The sequence below is a fragment of the Sphingomonas sp. PWP1-2 genome (assembly GCF_049898305.1).
Taxonomy (GTDB): Bacteria; Pseudomonadota; Alphaproteobacteria; order Sphingomonadales; family Sphingomonadaceae; genus Sphingomonas; species Sphingomonas glacialis.
In genome coordinates this window covers 418,124-433,930 of sequence record NZ_JAFCXM010000001.1, presented here as the reverse complement: position 1 = coordinate 433,930, position 15,807 = coordinate 418,124, and the positions used below count along the sequence as shown (strand labels likewise).

Annotated in this window: 17 protein-coding genes and 1 pseudogene; 5 read left to right on the top strand and 13 right to left on the bottom strand. The window is 67.1% G+C overall.

The features are described from left to right. Position 1: 1 nt before the first annotated feature. The 8 genes from ACP7C5_RS02110 to ACP7C5_RS02075 all read right to left on the bottom strand — a co-directional run bounded on the left by ACP7C5_RS02110 (position 2) and on the right by ACP7C5_RS02075 (position 7,407). Positions 2 to 1,417 carry a UDP-N-acetylmuramoyl-L-alanyl-D-glutamate--2,6-diaminopimelate ligase gene (locus ACP7C5_RS02110; RefSeq protein ID WP_426263025.1) on the bottom strand — a complete coding sequence of 472 codons (1,416 nt, stop codon included), beginning with the start codon at positions 1,415 to 1,417 and terminating at the stop codon, positions 2 to 4. After that, positions 1,414 to 3,153 carry a peptidoglycan D,D-transpeptidase FtsI family protein gene (locus tag ACP7C5_RS02105; protein ID WP_133190020.1) on the bottom strand — a complete coding sequence of 580 codons (1,740 nt, stop codon included), beginning with the start codon at positions 3,151 to 3,153 and terminating at the stop codon, positions 1,414 to 1,416. Before ACP7C5_RS02105 ends, ACP7C5_RS02110 begins: the two co-directional genes overlap by 4 nt. Next, a complete protein-coding gene (locus ACP7C5_RS02100; protein WP_426263024.1) occupies positions 3,150 to 3,767 on the bottom strand; it encodes a hypothetical protein in 618 nt (205 codons plus the stop codon). Before ACP7C5_RS02100 ends, ACP7C5_RS02105 begins: the two co-directional genes overlap by 4 nt. Beyond that, positions 3,767 to 4,726: a 16S rRNA (cytosine(1402)-N(4))-methyltransferase RsmH gene (rsmH, locus tag ACP7C5_RS02095; RefSeq protein ID WP_426263023.1), complete on the bottom strand. Its 960-nt coding sequence runs from the start codon at positions 4,724 to 4,726 to the stop codon at positions 3,767 to 3,769. The genes ACP7C5_RS02100 and rsmH overlap by 1 nt, the downstream gene beginning before the upstream one ends. Beyond that, the gene (locus ACP7C5_RS02090) at positions 4,723 to 5,223 is read right to left on the bottom strand and encodes a division/cell wall cluster transcriptional repressor MraZ (RefSeq protein ID WP_133190026.1); all 501 of its coding nucleotides are present in this window, start codon (positions 5,221 to 5,223) and stop codon (positions 4,723 to 4,725) included. Before ACP7C5_RS02090 ends, rsmH begins: the two co-directional genes overlap by 4 nt. Before the next feature lie 331 nt (positions 5,224 to 5,554). Continuing rightward, entirely contained in the window at positions 5,555 to 5,857 is a 303-nt protein-coding gene (locus tag ACP7C5_RS02085) for a hypothetical protein (RefSeq protein WP_426263022.1), read from the bottom strand. A gap of 50 nt (positions 5,858 to 5,907) precedes the next feature. Continuing rightward, positions 5,908 to 6,900, bottom strand: coding sequence for a cysteine synthase A (locus ACP7C5_RS02080; protein ID WP_133190030.1), 993 nt, complete (start codon positions 6,898 to 6,900; stop codon positions 5,908 to 5,910). A 180-nt stretch (positions 6,901 to 7,080) separates the two neighbouring features. Continuing rightward, the gene (locus ACP7C5_RS02075) at positions 7,081 to 7,407 is read right to left on the bottom strand and encodes an Mpo1-like protein (RefSeq protein WP_426263021.1); all 327 of its coding nucleotides are present in this window, start codon (positions 7,405 to 7,407) and stop codon (positions 7,081 to 7,083) included. A gap of 301 nt (positions 7,408 to 7,708) precedes the next feature. On the opposite strand from ACP7C5_RS02075, the gene ACP7C5_RS02070 reads away from it, so the two are divergent. The 4 genes from ACP7C5_RS02070 (at position 7,709) to aat (ending at position 11,182) form a co-directional block, all read left to right on the top strand. Then, positions 7,709 to 9,112 carry a type VI secretion protein ImpB gene (locus ACP7C5_RS02070; RefSeq protein WP_426263020.1) on the top strand — a complete coding sequence of 468 codons (1,404 nt, stop codon included), beginning with the start codon at positions 7,709 to 7,711 and terminating at the stop codon, positions 9,110 to 9,112. Positions 9,113 to 9,213: 101 nt separating this feature from the next. Further along, the gene (locus ACP7C5_RS02065; protein WP_133190034.1) at positions 9,214 to 9,591 is read left to right on the top strand and encodes a hypothetical protein; all 378 of its coding nucleotides are present in this window, start codon (positions 9,214 to 9,216) and stop codon (positions 9,589 to 9,591) included. Positions 9,592 to 9,719: 128 nt separating this feature from the next. Then, entirely contained in the window at positions 9,720 to 10,445 is a 726-nt protein-coding gene (locus ACP7C5_RS02060) for a ParA family protein (protein WP_189675492.1), read from the top strand. Positions 10,446 to 10,510: 65 nt separating this feature from the next. After that, positions 10,511 to 11,182 carry a leucyl/phenylalanyl-tRNA--protein transferase gene (gene aat, locus ACP7C5_RS02055; protein WP_426263377.1) on the top strand — a complete coding sequence of 224 codons (672 nt, stop codon included), beginning with the start codon at positions 10,511 to 10,513 and terminating at the stop codon, positions 11,180 to 11,182. Positions 11,183 to 11,217: 35 nt separating this feature from the next. On the opposite strand, the pseudogene ACP7C5_RS02050 reads toward aat, so the two are convergent. From ACP7C5_RS02050 to ACP7C5_RS02030, 5 genes and pseudogenes are all read right to left on the bottom strand, one after another. After that, a pseudogene (locus ACP7C5_RS02050) lies at positions 11,218 to 11,451 on the bottom strand (DUF2155 domain-containing protein); the annotation flags it as partial. A gap of 185 nt (positions 11,452 to 11,636) precedes the next feature. After that, entirely contained in the window at positions 11,637 to 12,029 is a 393-nt protein-coding gene (locus ACP7C5_RS02045; protein WP_133190040.1) for an NADH:ubiquinone oxidoreductase subunit NDUFA12, read from the bottom strand. A gap of 42 nt (positions 12,030 to 12,071) precedes the next feature. Then, positions 12,072 to 12,563 (bottom strand): DUF192 domain-containing protein, encoded by a 492-nt coding sequence (locus ACP7C5_RS02040; RefSeq protein ID WP_426263019.1) that lies wholly within the window; start codon positions 12,561 to 12,563, stop codon positions 12,072 to 12,074. An 8-nt stretch (positions 12,564 to 12,571) separates the two neighbouring features. Further along, the gene (locus ACP7C5_RS02035; protein WP_426263018.1) at positions 12,572 to 13,162 is read right to left on the bottom strand and encodes a cold-shock protein; all 591 of its coding nucleotides are present in this window, start codon (positions 13,160 to 13,162) and stop codon (positions 12,572 to 12,574) included. Between the two features lie 103 nt (positions 13,163 to 13,265). After that, positions 13,266 to 13,817, bottom strand: a complete 552-nt coding sequence (locus ACP7C5_RS02030; RefSeq protein WP_426263017.1) for a regulatory protein RecX — start codon at positions 13,815 to 13,817, stop codon at positions 13,266 to 13,268. 125 nt (positions 13,818 to 13,942) lie between these two features. On the opposite strand from ACP7C5_RS02030, the gene ACP7C5_RS02025 reads away from it, so the two are divergent. After that, positions 13,943 to 15,724: a fatty acyl-AMP ligase gene (locus ACP7C5_RS02025; protein ID WP_426263016.1), complete on the top strand. Its 1,782-nt coding sequence runs from the start codon at positions 13,943 to 13,945 to the stop codon at positions 15,722 to 15,724. Positions 15,725 to 15,807: the final 83 nt, after the last annotated feature.

The following is a 15,807-nucleotide window of genomic DNA, read 5'->3' as shown; positions in this document are numbered from 1 at the left end:
CTCACGCTGCCATCTCCCGCGCAACACTCACATCGTCGAACGGCAGCACCAGATCGCCGACGATCTGCCCCTGTTCATGCCCCTTGCCCGCGATCAGCACGATGTCCTGCGGCCCCGCCGCGGCGATCGCCGCGGCGATCGCCTCGCGGCGCGAACCGATCTCGGTCGCGCCAGGCGAGCCTTCGAGCACCATCGCGCGGATCGCCGCCGGATCTTCAGAACGTGGATTGTCGTCGGTCACGATCACCTGGTCCGCCATCGCCGCCGCGACCGCACCCATCGCAGAGCGCTTGCCCTGGTCGCGGTCGCCGCCCGCGCCGATCACGACGATCAGCCTGCCCGCCGCGTGCGGCTTGAGCGCCGAGATCGCCGCATCGAGCGCGTCGGGGGTGTGCGCGTAATCGACATAGACCGCCGCCCCGCTCTGCGCGATCACCGCACGCTCGAGCCGTCCGCGCACCGGCTGGAGGCGCGAGAGCGCCGACAGCGTCGTTGCCACATCCCCGCCGGCCGCGATCACCAGCCCGGCGGAGACCAGCGCATTGGCCGCCTGATACGCGCCGATCAGCGGCAGATTGATCTTGTACGTCTTACCCTCGGCTTCGATCGCGAGCCCCTGCCCAAGCAAGGTCGGCACGCGCCCGACGAGCTTGAGCGTCTCGCCCTGCGTCCCGACCGAGATCACCCGGATCCCGCGCGACCGCGCGACCTCGGCGACGCGGGCCGCCATCGGATCATCGGACCACACCACCGCGACGCCGTCCTCGACGAGCACTTCGGAGAACAATCGCAGCTTGGCCTCGAGATACGCCTCCATCGTGCCGTGATAATCGAGATGATCGCGGCTGAGGTTGGTGAACGCCGCCGCCGACACGCGCAGGCCTTCGGTGCGATATTGCGACAAGCCATGCGACGAAGCCTCGAACGCGACATGGCTCACGCCCTCGCGCGCCAGCCCCGCGACGTTCGAGAGGAAGGTCACTACGTCGGGCGTGGTGAGGCCGGTCGAGACCTGGTCGTCGCCCGTCGTCACCCCAAGCGTCCCGATCGAGGCGGCATGGAACCCCGCCATCCGCCACAATTGGCGCACCATCTCGACGGTCGAGGTCTTGCCGTTGGTCCCTGTCACTGCGACCGCCATCCGCGGGAAAGGCGCGAAGAAGCGCGCCGCCAGCTCGGCGAATTTTCGCCGCGGCTCGGCATCGGCGACATGCAGCGCGCCTTCGACCGCCGCCTCGGGCCGCGCCACCACCGCGATCGCGCCACCGGCCACCGCGGCGGGGACGAAATCCTCGCCATTGACGACCGCACCCTGGAACGCACCGAACACCACGCCCGGCGCGACCTTGCGATGGTCGATCGCAAATCCCGTCACCGTCGTATCCGGGGCGCCGGGAACCAGCGCCGAAAGCTTCATTGCTCTTCTCCGCCGGTCGGGGGCTTGGCACCCGCGACGAGGCTCAGCATCGGTTGCAGATCGGCGAGATTCACCTCGCGCCGCGTATCGGGCATCACACCGAGGATCGCCCCCGTGCGCGCGATCACGCGGCCCACCACGGGCGCCGCGTTCCACGCCGCGGTCTTCCAGCCGCCCGTCTCCTTGGTGCCCTGCGGCGAATCGAGCATCGCCAGCACGACGTAGCGCGGCGCATCCATCGGGAAGGCCGCGACGAAGGTCGCGACGTTGCGATGATGGTCGTAACCGCCGTTCGAAGCCGCCTCGGCCGTCCCTGTCTTGCCGCCGACGCGGTAGCCCGGCGCATCGCCCTTGCGCCCGGTGCCGTAAAGGCAGACGAGCCGCAGCAGCTGGCGCATCCGCGCGCTGGTCTGCTCGCTCAACACGCGCCGCCCCGCCGCCGCCTGGCCGGGCGCCACCTTCAGCAAGGTCGTCGGCCGCCAGATGCCGCCATTGACCATCGTCGCATAAGCGTTGGCGAGATGCAGCGGCGTCACCGCGATGCCGTGGCCGTACGCCGTCGTCATCACCGTGGTGCGCCCCCAGTAGCGCGGCCAGATCGGCCCGGCGCGCTCGCGCAGCTCGATCGAGGGGCGCTCGCCAAAGCCCATCGCGGTAAACATCGCCGAAAGCTTGTCCTTGCCGATCTCGTCGGCGATCCGCGCGGTCGCGACGTTTGACGAATAGATCAGCGTCTCGGGGATGTTGAGCCAGCGCTTAGGATCGCCGCGCTCGTCATGGATCGTATAGCTGCCGACCTTGAGCGGCGCGGTCGCATCGAAGCGGCGCGCCATCGAGGTGATCGTGCCGGTCTGGATCGCGGTCGCCATCGTGATCGGCTTGAAGGTCGAGCCGAGCTCGTAGACCGATTGCGTGACGTTGTTGCGCAAAGCGTCGCTGGTGGTGCCGGTCAACTTGTTGGGATTGTACACCGGCAGCGACGCCATCGCGATCACCTCGCCGGTCCGCACGTCGAGCACCAGCCCGGTCGCGGCGCGCGCCTGGAACATCACCATCGCGCGGCTGAGCTCGCTCTCCATCGCGCCCTGCACGCGCGCATCGATCGACAGGTCGATCGCGTCGCCGCGGCGAGTCGGATCGGTGAGGCGCTGCTCGAACGCGCGCTCGACACCGGCGCGACCGAGAATCTTGGGATCGGTGCCGGTCGGCCCGATATAGCCGAGCACGTGCGCCGCCATCGTCGACTGCGGATAGAGCCGCTCGGGCTCGCGCGCAAAGACGATGCCGGGTTCGCCGAGCGCGTGGACCTGGTTCACCATCGCGGGCGACGCGTGCTTGTCGAGATAGGTGAACTTGGCCTTCATCGTCAGCCGGTCGAGATACCAGGCCGAATCATGCTCGGGCATCAGCCCGGCGAGCCGCCCCGCCAGCTCCTGCCGATCGCCGAGCACGTCGCCCGGGCGCACGCCGATCGTCCACGCCTCGATCGTACGCGCGAGCGGCTGGCCGTTGCGGTCGAGAATGTCACCGCGCACCACCGGATTGATCGCGAGCGTCGCCGCACCCGCCGGGCCGCCGAACAGCCCGAGCAACGCGATCCGCCCGATCACCAACAGAAAGCCCGCCGCGATCAGCAGCATCAGCATCATCAACCGCACATGCGCCACCGCGACCAGCGCATGCCGCTGATCGTTCGAGCGACGGGCGGGGACGGGGCGGGCGACCAACGTGCTCATCGAGAGGTCCGTTTTTCAGCGCGCGCGCTGCTGCGCAGATCGCCGATCACGCTATCGTCGAGCAAGGCGCGATCGAGCAAGGCGACCGCGGCACGGGGACGCTCGCGGCTGACCGACGCCATCGCGGTACGGGCCACGGGCGCCGCGACAGCACCCGACACTGGTGCGACCCGCTGCGCCGGCGCGGAGGCGGCGGCGGCGCGTGGCGGGGCCGGTGCAACGGCGGTCGCGACCGCAGGCTGGATCACCGGCTGCTGGCTCATCGCCACGGCAGCGGGAGCGGCTGGAACGAACGAGGCCATTTGCGGCGCCGTGCCACGCTGCGTCGGTTCGATCGACGCCAAAGCGCTCTCGTCGGCGACGAACTGGTCCGCCGCAGGGGCGACCAGCCCCAGCGTCTCGGCATTCCACTTGTCGAGCTGGGCAAGGTTGGCGCGCGTGTCGAACTCAGTCTCGAGCGCGCGGATGTCGCGCTTGGCGCGGACGATGTCGGCGGCGGTGCGGTCGAGTCGCTTGCGCTCGGCGGCAACCTGCAACGGCACCAGCAGGAAGCCGAGCGCCACCGCGACGCCGGCGAGGAACCAACCGAGACTCTTGCCCGCAAGACCCAGCATTACAAACTTCCTTCTGACCATGCGGCGGCACCGGTCCGTCGTGCCGTCCGCAACGTTGCCGACCGCGCGCGGGGGTTGCGCGCGATCTCGTCCTCGCTCGCCTTCACCGGGCGACCGACCTCTTCGAAACTGGGGGCGTGCTTCGCCGCGACCTCGGGCAGATGCCGCGACCCCGACGGCAGCGAGCCCGAGCGTTCGCGCAGGAAGCGCTTGACCATGCGATCTTCCAGGCTGTGGAAGGTCACGATCGCGAGCCGCCCGCCGGGCGCGAGTGCGCGTTCGGCGGCGGCGAGGCCGTCCTCGAGCTCGCCCAGCTCGCGATTGATATGGATGCGGATCGCCTGGAAGGTCCGCGTCGCGGGATCCTTCTTGTCATGCGGCTTGTAGCCGAGCGCCTTGCGCACGATCCGCGCCAGCTCGCCGGTGCGCGCGATCGGGCGGTTGTAGACGATCGCCTGCGCGACGCGGCGCGCGCGCGGCTCCTCGCCATATTCCTTGATGACGTGCGCGATCTCGGCTTCGTCGGCGGTGTTGAGGAAGTCGGCGGCGCTCTCCCCCTCCTGGCTCATCCGCATGTCGAGCGGGCCATCGGACTGGAACGAAAAGCCGCGCTCGGCCTGGTCGAGCTGCATCGACGAAACGCCGATATCCATCGTCACGCCCTGCACCGGCATGGCGTCGCGCACTGCGAGTTCGCTGTCGAGCGCCGAGAAAGTCGCCGGTATCAGCGTCAGCGCGCCGGCGGAGGAATCGACAAGTACGCCCCCCGCCGCGATCGCATCGGGATCGCGGTCGAAGGCGAAGACGCGCGCGCCGCGCGCGAGCATGCCCGACGTGTAGCCGCCCGCACCAAAGGTCGCGTCGACATGGCGTTCACCAGCCTCGATCGCGAGCGCGTCGAGCACTTCGTCGAGCAGCACGGGGATATGCGGGGCATCGGCCTGGATCACGTCGCTCACAGCGCGATCCCCTTGGTCTTGCAATGATAGCGGCACGCCGCCTGCATCGCATCATCGACGCCGACCGCGTCGAGCAGCGTCTTGGGATCCCAGATGTCGATCCAGTCGAACGTACCCCAGAAGAACGCATTCTCGGCGATCCGCGCATAATCGCGCGGGAAGCCGGGCATGATGAAGCGGCCTGATCCATCGAACGGCACGGCTTCACCGCTGGCGTTGCGGCGCTTGAGGTTGAAGTCGGGCTTGCCGTGCTCGGCGATGTGGCGCGCCTGGAGATCCTCGACCTCCGCCTTCAGGATGCGGACATAGCCCGGATCGTACGCGCGCAGGCAGGTCTGCTCGGGATGGACACCGATGATGACGGTGCCGCCGTCCTTGCCGTCGGCGCGTGGGCTGTTGGCGGCGAGCGCCTGACGCAGCGATGCAGGAATCGCGACCCGGCCCTTGTCATCGACAAGTCCCAGTCCCTCCCCCTGATAATCGCTCCGGTCTTCCACGCTTCCCCCGCACACGGCGGACAAGCCTCTCCCGAACCGAAAAGTGCCCAATCGCAAATTTCGGTGCCTGTAGTGTCAGCGCATGACGCGCAGGCGAGATAAGTCTGTCCCTGTAGCGAACAGGTACCATGGGGCCAATCGGGGACACAAGGGGAAATCCGGGGATGTGCCGGGAAATGAGCTCAATCGCTTCGATTCAGCCTCGAAGATTTTTGCGCCATATCAGGTTGTTCTCGCTGTGTTCGAAGATGCGGCGCAAAACGAGGGTGAACACCCGCGCAAAACGCAGGTCGCGGGTGGGTTTCCCGTAAAATCCCCACCTCTCCCACGCTCAATGCTTGGCTGCGGCAGGACGCGTTTCGACGGTATTGCCATCGGGCCTGGCAGCGCTCGGCGCGACGCCGAGTTCGGCAAGCGGCTCCTTGGGCGCGTTGGGATCGACGATGTTCGCCGCGACCATATTGGCGACGACGTCTGGCCGCGCACTGCCGATCGCCGCGACTTGCCGATCGTGGTTGGCAGTCGCGAAAATCGCCGAAGCGAGGCCGATGAGCAGCAAAACGGCGGCGAGACCGATCATGCCGACCTTGGCGCGCTGGCTCGTCTGAGCCGGATCCTGGGCGATGATTTTCATAAGCTGTGGCATAAATGTAACGTGTTAAGGCGCGGTTGTCGATCCCGCGATCAATCGTGCAGTAACCAAGGTGGAACGACCAGCCCCTTGGCCTCTAGCCATGCGCGGTTGTAGAGCGTTGATAGGTAACGGAAACCGCTGTCGCACAGGATCGTCGCGACTCGGCTGCCGGTGCCGATTTGGCGTGCAAGGCGAACCGCGCCGGCGACGTTGATTCCCGAGGAAAGCCCGAGGCACAGCCCTTCTTCGGCGAGCAGCCGTGTGACCCATTCCATCCCCTCGGCATCCGAGATTCGGAACTGCGTGTCGATCGGCGCGCCTTCGAGATTGGCGGTGATTCGCCCCTGCCCGATTCCTTCGGCGACCGACGACCCTTCCGACTTCAATTCGCCATGCGCATAATATTCGTACAGCGCAGCGCCGTGCGGATCACTGAGCGCGATGCAGACCTTCTCGTCCTTGGCCTTCAGGCCAAGGCCAACGCCCGCAATCGTCCCGCCCGTCCCCGCGGCACAGGTAAAGCCGTCGATTCGCCCGTCCATCTGTGCCCAGATCTCTTCGGCGGTGCCGGTGATGTGCGCCTTGCGGTTGGCAATGTTGTCGAACTGGTTGGCCCATACCGCGTTCGGGGTCTCATCGGCGATCCGGCGCGAGGTGTGGACGAAATGGCCAGGGTTCGAATAGGGCGCCGCCGGGACAAGCACGAGCTCGGCGCCGAGCGCGCGCAGCGTGTCCATCTTCTCGCGGCTCTGCGTCTCGGGCATGACGATGATCGTCTTGTAGCCCTTGGCATTGGCGACCAGCGCGAGCCCGATCCCGGTGTTGCCCGCAGTTCCTTCGACGAAGGTGCCACCCGGCGCGATGCTCCCGCGCGCCTCGGCATCCTCGACGATCCCGAGCGCGGCGCGGTCCTTGACCGAGGCGCCAGGGTTGGCGAATTCGCATTTGCCGTAGATTTCGGCACCGGCGGCTTCGCTCGGTCCCTTCAACAGGACGAGCGGGGTGTTGCCGATGAGTGCGAGCGTGTTGGGCGTGGTGTGCATCGCGCAGACATAGCGTGCCTGTCCGCCCCTGCAATGGAGGGCCGCTTTGCTGACGACAAATCCGCCTTTCAGTCCTCGGCCGGACGGAGCGATGACGCGACGCTCCGCTGGAGCGAAAATCTCGCAGACAGAGCAGATAGAAGTGCGCCTACGCCGACATCGTCGCGGCCAGCAACCGCGCTAGGCCACCCCCGCCGCGCGCAGATGCGGCCGCAGCCGTCCACTCAGCCACAGGAAGAACATCCGGTAATCGCTCGCGAGCGACCAGAGCGGATAGGTGAAGGTCGCCGGGCGGTTCTTCTCGACGCCGAAATGCGCGCCCCAGGCAAAACCGTAGCCGGCGATCGGCAGCGCAAGCCACCACCACCCGCCCCATTGCAGCGCAACCGCAAGGAACAGGAACGTCAGCCCAGTACCTGCATAATGCAGCGCGCGCGTCTGCGGCCGCGCATGCTCGCGCAGGTAATACGGCCAGAAGTCGGCGAAGCGGGTGATCGGACGCGCCATGGCGCCGATGCTATCCTTCCTCGCGCCCGTTGCAAGCCCTGCCCGGCGCCCCGTCCGAATTGCTGAACGCGCGATTGTACGAGGAATGGCGCGGCTGATCAGTGAGACCCGCCGCATCAGCGGCAGCCCGCGGTGCGGCTCGGCGGGATCGAGAATGTTGTGGTGGCCATAACGAGAAGACTCTCGCCGATCTCCATGACCGCATCGCCCGGACGATCGCGTGCCTCCCCTGCCCCGTGCGTGCGGGGAGAGCCTATTGCAGCCCCTGTTCCCGGCATGCAGCGCGTGATATGTTCCTGCAATGTTCACAACCGCCCCCGAGTCCGCCGCTCAGCGCGCCGCCGATTCCTACGGAGCGGAAATCGGCCGCGAGCGCGCCGCCGCGCCTCCCTGTGAGGCGCCCCCGGGGCGCGACGCGCACGTTTTTCCGCCGCGGCCGCTGCGCTGGCTGTTCCTCGATCTCAACAGCTATTTCGCCGCAGTCGAGCAACAGCTCGCGCCCGAATTGCGCGGCAAGCCGATCCTCGTCGCGCCCGTCGACAGCGATACCACCGCCGCGATCGCCGCGAGCATCCAGGCCAAGCGCTTCGGCATCCGCACCGGCACGCCCGTCTGGGAAGCGAAGCGGTTGTGCCGCGAGCTGATCGTCGTCCCCGCCCGCCACGACAAATATGTCGAATTCCACGAGGCGATCGTCGCCGAGATCTGGAAGCATTTCCCCGTCACCAAGGTCTGCTCGATCGACGAGGTCGCCTGCCGCCTGCTCGACAATGAAAACAGCGTCGCCGACGCCACCGCGCTCGCACGGCGGATCAAGGCCGGGATCCTAGCGCATGTCGGCGAATGCCTGACGAGCTCGGTCGGCATCGCCCCCAACCGGCTGCTCGCCAAGCTCGCGTCGGACATGCAGAAGCCCGACGGGCTCGTCGTGCTCGAAGCCGCGAGCTTGCCGCAGCGGCTCTACGACCTGCAGCTCCGCGACATCAGCGGCATCGGCGCGAAGATGGAGCGGCGGCTCGCGCAGGATGGGATCAACGACATCCGGCAATATTGCGAACGCCGCCCGCGCGACGCCGGCACCGCGTGCGGCGGCACCAATGGCGATCAGCTGTGGTACCAGCTCCACGGCGTCGACCTACCCGAAAAGGCGACGCAAAGTCGCAGCATCGGCCACAGCCACGTGCTCTCGCCCGGCAAGCGCGGCGTCGTGCCCGTCCGCCTCACCGCACGCCGGCTCGCGTTCAAGGCGACCAGCCGGTTGCGCCGGAAGCAGTGCCGCGCGCGGCTCCTGGTGCTCCACGCGCGCTTCGAGGACGACAAGTCGAGCTGGCGCACTTCGGTCAAACTGCCCGCGACGCAGGACAGCTTCGTCGTGCTGGCAGCGCTCGAGTCGCTGTTCCCGCGGCTGATCGCGGCGGGGCGGACGCGACGCGGCGATTTCCAGATCCGCATGGTCGGTGTGACGCTTGCCGAGATCGAACCTGTCGCTGGCGAACAGGATTCGCTGTTCGGCCTGCTCGACCCCGACGACCCGCTCGCACGCGAAACCCGCACACTCGCGCTCAGCCGCGCGATGGACCGGATCAACGAAAAGTTCGGGCGCAACGCGGTCAGCCTCGGCCCGCAGCACGGCGAGCGAATCGACCGCATCGGAACCAAGATCGCCTTTGGCAGAATCCCGGATCTTGATGAGTTTCATGAATGAAGATGAACCTCGGATGACCGAATTATTGCAACGCAAGAAAGTGTACGTCGCAGTAACACTACCCTCTTGACGCACAATGTTGCGTGCGCGAAGCCGTTGGCATGACCACTCGACTCCTCCCCGCCGCCGCGTTCGCGCTCCTTGCCCTTTCGGCCTGCGACAGCAAGCCGACCGAAGTGACCTCGGTCACGCCCGACCCGATGGCGTCGGTCCTCGCCAACAAGGCGCCGGTCGAGCTGCCGCCCGCGATCAAGTCCGAAGCGACGCTGCGCTGCAAGGACAACAGCCTCGTCTACGTCACCTTCTTCGAAGGCGACAAGCAAGTGCTGGTCAAGTCGAAGCCCGACGCGACCCCGGTCAAGCTCACCGCCGAAAAGGCCGGCGATCCGCTCAAGGCCGATGGCTATGTGCTGACGGGCAACCCCAAGGCCGTCACGCTCACGCAGCCGGGCAAGCCTGCCCAGCTCTGCGACATCTGATCCTTCCTTCTTTCAAAAGCCCCTCCCCTTCAGGGGAGGGGTTGGGGGCGGGGCTTTCCGTCCTCCAAACCTTGCCTCTGCCGCGGCGATTGGCCACGATGGGTCGTTCGATACGATAAGGACCCTTCATGTCGACGATCGCGATCTACAGCCTCAAGGGTGGCGTCGGCAAAACGACGCTGACGGTGAACCTCGCTTGGTGCGCCGCCACGCTGTCGTCGCGCCGGACGCTGTTGTGGGATCTCGACCCGCAAGCCGCTTCGAGCTTTCTCCTGTCGAACCGCGCCGCCGGCACCAAGCCGCGCGAACAGGCGCAATCGGTCTTCGCCAAGGACGTCGAACCCGAAAAGCTGATCGAGCAGACCGCGGTCGCGCGGCTCGACCTGCTCGCCGCCGATGCCTCGCTGCGCGGGCTCGATCTGCTGTTCCACGAACTCGACAAGAAGAAGCGGCTGCAGAAACTGCTCGTCGGCCTGCGCAAGAATTATGACCGCGTGCTGCTCGATTGCCCGCCCGGCCTGACCGAGACGAGCGATCAGGTGATGCGCGCCGCCGATCTGATCGTCGTTCCCGTCATCCCCTCGCCTTTGTCCGAACGCGCGCTTGCCGAAGTGGTCAAGCATCTCGGCGCCAAGGTCGAGGTCATGCCGGTCCATTCGATGGTCGACCGCCGCCGCAAGCTCCACGCCGACGCGATCGCGCGGCATCCCGACTGGCCGGTGATCCCGATGGCGAGCCAGGTCGAGCAAGTCACCGTGCGACGCGAAGCGGTCGGCAGCTTCGCGCCACGTTCGGCGGGGGCGCAGGCGTTTGCCAGTCTGTGGCAGGCGATCGAGCGCCGCCTCGCCGCGTGAGACCGCGCGTCACGCCGCTCGATCCCAATCTCGTGCTCGGCGCCTATTCGGTCGGCGTCTTCCCGATGGCCGATGGGCGCGACATCGACGACGTCTATTGGGTCGAGCCCAACGACCGCGCGATCCTGCCGCTCGACGGTTTCCACCTCTCGAAATCGCTGCGCAAGACGATCGCCGCCGAGCGCTACCGCGTCACCGCCGACCGTGCCTTCCCCGACATCCTGCGCTTGTGCGCCGAATCGGCCGAGGATCGCCCCGACACCTGGATCAACGGGCCGATCGAACAGGTTTTCAACACGCTGCACACGCTCGGCTTCGCGCATTCGATCGAAGTCTGGGACGGCGAGACGCTGGTCGGCGGGCTTTACGGGCTCGCGCTCGGCCACGCGTTCTTCGGCGAGAGCATGGTCAGCCGCGCGCGCGACGCGTCGAAGGTCGCGATCGCGTGGCTCGTCGCGCGGCTGCGCGTCGGCGGGTTCAGCTTGCTCGATTGCCAGTTCATGACCGATCATCTCGCCTCGTTGGGGGCGGTCGAGATCAGCCGCGCGGCCTATCTCGCGTTGCTGTCGCCCGCGGTATCCTCTGCGATCGGCTCATCGGCTTCGTCGGTCTCGGTCGCCGATTTCTTCGCACTCGACCGCGGCTTCGCGCTCGACTCGGCCGGACCGCCGCCGGAAACCGACTCGGGTCCGCCTTCGGGGAAGGTCATCGCGCAGCTCTTGACCCAGACGTCGTAGATCGGGTGCGGCACGACGTTGAGCGCGGGCCGTTCCTTGAACAGCCACCCCGAGAACGGACGGCGCCACACCTTGTCGGTGCCCTGCACGTCGAGCTGGACGAACGCGCCGGTATAATGCTCCTGCTCCCACGGCGCGGTCTGCTCGCACGCGCGCAGCCGGATCACGACATCGCCGACGCGTACTGCAGTACCGGGCTTGAGCGTCACGTCGCGCGCGACGCCGTTGCGCTTGTTGAGCAGTCCGAGCGTCGCGACGCGCTGCGCCATCGGCGTCGCGCCGAAGCTCGGGTCGACGCCGCCACCGACATCGACCGTCACGATATTGGCAGCGCTAGTGTCGGCGTCGAGCGCGGTCTCGGGAGTCGGCTGCTGCGTCGGCGCGGCGGTCTTGGTCGGGCCGCAGGCGGTTACCGCCAGCGACACCAGCACCACGCCCACCAACGCGCGGCGAATCACGCGTCGGGGGTCCAGGCTTCGTAATCGCCCGTCGCGGCGGCGCGCACGCCACCCTTTTCAAGCGCACCGCTCGGCCGATACGCAGCAAGCGTGCCGGTGAGATTGGGCTCGGCGGGGATCTGCCAGGCGCGCGGCGCGGGCAGCGCGCGCGAGGGGACATCGGCGACTTGATGATGCAGCCAGCCAAACCATTCGGGCGGCACGCGGCTGGCATCATTGACGCCGTTATAGATCACCCAGCGCCGCGGGTTGCCCGCGGTGTCGGCGCCGCCCTCGTAATAGACGTTGCCGAGCGCGTCTTCGCCGACACGCGCCTTGCCGCGCAGACCGAATGCCGTGCCCCAGCTCGCGCCGGTCCACCACGTGAAAGGATTGAGATTGATGCCCATGGCGTAGCGCTTAGCGCGGGCTCGCGCCGCCTTCAACCGCGATCACTTCGCCGGGCGCCCTTGCCAGCTGACATGATCGCCCTCGCTGATCCCCAGATCGAGCGCGCGTCCGCCCCGCAACTCGAGCACCGCGCTGACCGGCTCGCCCGAGGGGATCTGCGCTTCGGATTGCGGGACGGTGTTTTCGGCAATCCGCGCGATCGTCCCGTCGGGGCGGATGAACAGGATGTCGAGCGGGCTCGGCGTGTTCTTCATCCAGAAGCTCGCCTCGCGCGGCGGGCCCTTGGGCGGGTACGGCGCGAACAGCATCCCGCCATTGAGCGGAATATCGGTGCGGAACATCAGCCCGCGCTGCTGTGCTTCCTCGGTCTTGGCGAGTTCGACCGCAAAGGCGTGCGTGCCGTTGCTGCTGGCGATCGTCAGCGCGATCGTCCCGGCGGGCGCCTCGGCAGCTTGAGTCGTGGGCGCCGCGCTGCATCCAGCGGTCGCGAGCACCAAAGCGAGCGCCGCCGCGCGCGCGATTGCAACAAACATGGGTACGCTCAGCCTTCCTCTTCGACCGCTACCGCAAGCGGCCCCTTGTCGCCCGCGCTCATCCGCGCGCGCAGCCGTTGGCCGGGCTCGACCTCGGCAAAGCCTGCGCGCCGCAGCGTTTCGACATGGACGAAGATATCGCCCGAATCGCCATCGCGCATCAGGAAACCATAGCCCTTGAGACGATTGAACCATTTCACCGTCACCGGTTCAAACGGCCCGGCCTGATCGAGCAAACCGAGCACATCGTTCCGCAGCGCGTCGCTGCGCGGGCGCTGGAGCGGCTCGATCGCGTTGGAAAGGTCGATCGACAGGATCTCGGTCGCCTGCAAGCCACGGTCGCGCATTCCGGCGAGGCATTCGAGCCGCGCGCCCTCGGGCAGACTGCGGCGGTTATGCGGGCGCAGCAACGAAAAATGGATCAGGATGTCGCCGACCGACGCATCGTCCGCGACGAGAAAGCCGAACCCCCGCGTCATATCGAACCATTTGAGCACGCCAGTATAGACGCGCGCGGAATCCGACGACTCTGCGCCGGAAAACTCCATCTCTTCTTTCCAATCCAGCGCCCCAAGCGCCGGAATCGTTTCGTTGCGCATCGCCACTTCCCCCGGCACAATAATAAGCACGGTCTGAGCGCGAAGCAATATCTTCCGCCCTTCGGTCCGAACCGGTACTTTTATTTGAACTATACAGGATTCATTAGCTGAGCGTATCGAAAACTTCGCCGGGGGCCATCGCGGCAATCCGTCGGGCAAGGGCATAGTCATGGCCGGCGCGAATCATCGCGGCGATATGCTTTTCGCGGAGTGGCCGCTCGGCCTGCGCCAGCGCGAACGGGCCGATCCGCCTGCGGCGCGCAAACGCCAGCGCGGTCTCGAGAGCGCGCTCCTCGACCGCGGGAACGATCGCGGCGCTGTCGGCCTCGTCGATCCCGTCATGGTGGAGCGCGCCGGTCACGCGCCGCTTGCCCAAGCCCCGCCGCCCCATCGCCGCGGCGCGCGCCTCGCCAAAGGCGCGATCGTCGATATAGCCGAGTTCGGCGAGCTTTTCGGCGAGCGCTTCGGGCGCCGCGTGCGCCCCGTCCCAGCCGCGCTCGCGGATCTTGCGGACGAGGTACGCCGTCAACCGGGCACGCGTCGTCGCAAAGCGCTCGACATAGCGTAAAGCGAGCCGTTCGAGCGCCGCCGCATCTAACGGCGGCGCAACGCGTATCTCTTTGCGAGCGGATCGTTTCGGGGCTGGATCGTGCATGACGCCATCATTGTGCCATAGTCGGTCCCGATTTTGAACGCTTGGCATAAGCAGGGGTGCGTGCTGAAGACGAGACATAGAGGCGCGGCCAACGCAGGATGCCGCGATCAAGGGCGCAAAGACCAATGAATTTCAAGACGATAGATACGCAGTCGGACGAGCGGAAGGGTGCAGCCGCTCCGCCTGCCCTGCTCGCGACGCCGACCGAAGACACGCTTTTGCGTCGTTTTGCCGATTTCGAGACGCTGGGGGCAGCGCTCGATTATGCCGCAACCGGCGTCCGCGGCCTGAATTTTCATGATGCCCGCGGCGCGCTCGCGCGGCCCTATCCGTTCGCCGAACTGCGCGAGGATGCGCAGGTGGTCGCGCGTCGCCTTATCGCATCGGGAATCCGGCCCGAGGACCGTATCGCCGTCGTCGCCGAGACCAGCCCCGAATTCGCCGCGCTTTTCTTCGGCGTCATCTATGCTGGCGCGTGGCCCGTCCCGCTGCCGCTGCCGACATCGTTCGGCGGCCGCGATACGTATATCGAGCAATTGCGCGTCCAGCTCACCAGCTGTGATCCCACCCTGCTGATCTACCCGCCCGAGCTCGCGCAGATGGGCGCCGATGCTGCGACGGTCGCGGGCATCACCGGCATCGACTGGTCGGAACTCGCGATGCGCGCCGCGCCCGACGTCGCGCTGCCGCAGGCCAAGGGCGACGACATCGCCTATCTGCAATATTCGAGCGGCTCGACGCGCTTCCCGCACGGCGTCGCGATCACGCACCACGCCTTGCTCAACAATCTCGCGGCGCACGCGCATGGCATGCAGCTCATCGCCGGCGATCGCTGCATCTCGTGGTTGCCCTGGTATCACGACATGGGGCTGGTCGGCTGCTTCCTCTCGCCGGTCGCAAACCAGGTTTCGACCGATTATCTCAAGACCGAGGATTTCGCGCGGCGTCCGCTCGCGTGGCTCGACATGATCAGCCGCAACCCGGGCACCTCGATCAGCTATTCGCCGACCTTCGGCTACGACATTTGCGCACGCCGCATGTCGAGCCAGACCAAGGCGTCCGAGCGCTTCGACCTGTCGCGCTGGCGGCTCGCGGGCAATGGCGCCGACATGATCCGCCCCGACGTGATGCAGAGCTTCGTCGACGCCTTCGCCGATGCCGGCTTCAAGGCGAGCGCTTTCCTGCCGAGCTACGGCCTGGCCGAAGCGACGCTCGCCGTCTCGATCATGCCCCCGACCGAGGGGATCCGCGTCGAGCTGGTCGAGGAAACGCAGCTTTCGGGCGTCGCCGCCGGCGAGGACCGGCCGCAGCGCTACCGCGCGATCGTCAATTGCGGCAAGCCGGTGCGCGACATGAAGGTCGAGATCCGCGAAGAGGACGGCACCCCGCTCCCCGAGCGCGCGATCGGCAAATTGTGGTGCTCGGGCCCCTCGGTGATGGTCGGCTATTTCCGCGACCAGGCTTCGACCGACGCGTGCCTCGTCGACGGCTGGCTCGACACCGGCGACATGGGGTATCTGAGCGACGGCTATGTCTACATCGTGGGTCGCGCCAAGGACATGATCATCATCAACGGCCGCAACCACTGGCCGCAGGACATCGAATGGGCGGTCGAGCAGCTCCCCGGTTTCAAGGCGGGCGACATCGCTGCCTTTGCGATCACCACGCCGGGCGGCGAGGAAACCCCCGCGGTGCTCGTCCAGTGCCGCAGCTCGGACGATGCCGAGCGCGTCCGCCTGCGCGAGGAAATCCGCGAGCGCGTCCGCTCGGTGACGGGCATGAACTGCGTGATCGAACTGATCCCGCCGCGCACGCTGCCGCGCACCAGCTCGGGCAAGCTCAGCCGCGCCAAGGCGCGCAACCTCTATCTCAACGGCGATATCAAGCCGTACGACCTGGCGGCGTAAGCCTCGCTGCTGCGGATAGGGCGCGCGCGGATACGCCGCGCCCCTTCCCCGGCAAACGCCTGCGCCTAACCTTCCGGTAAGGC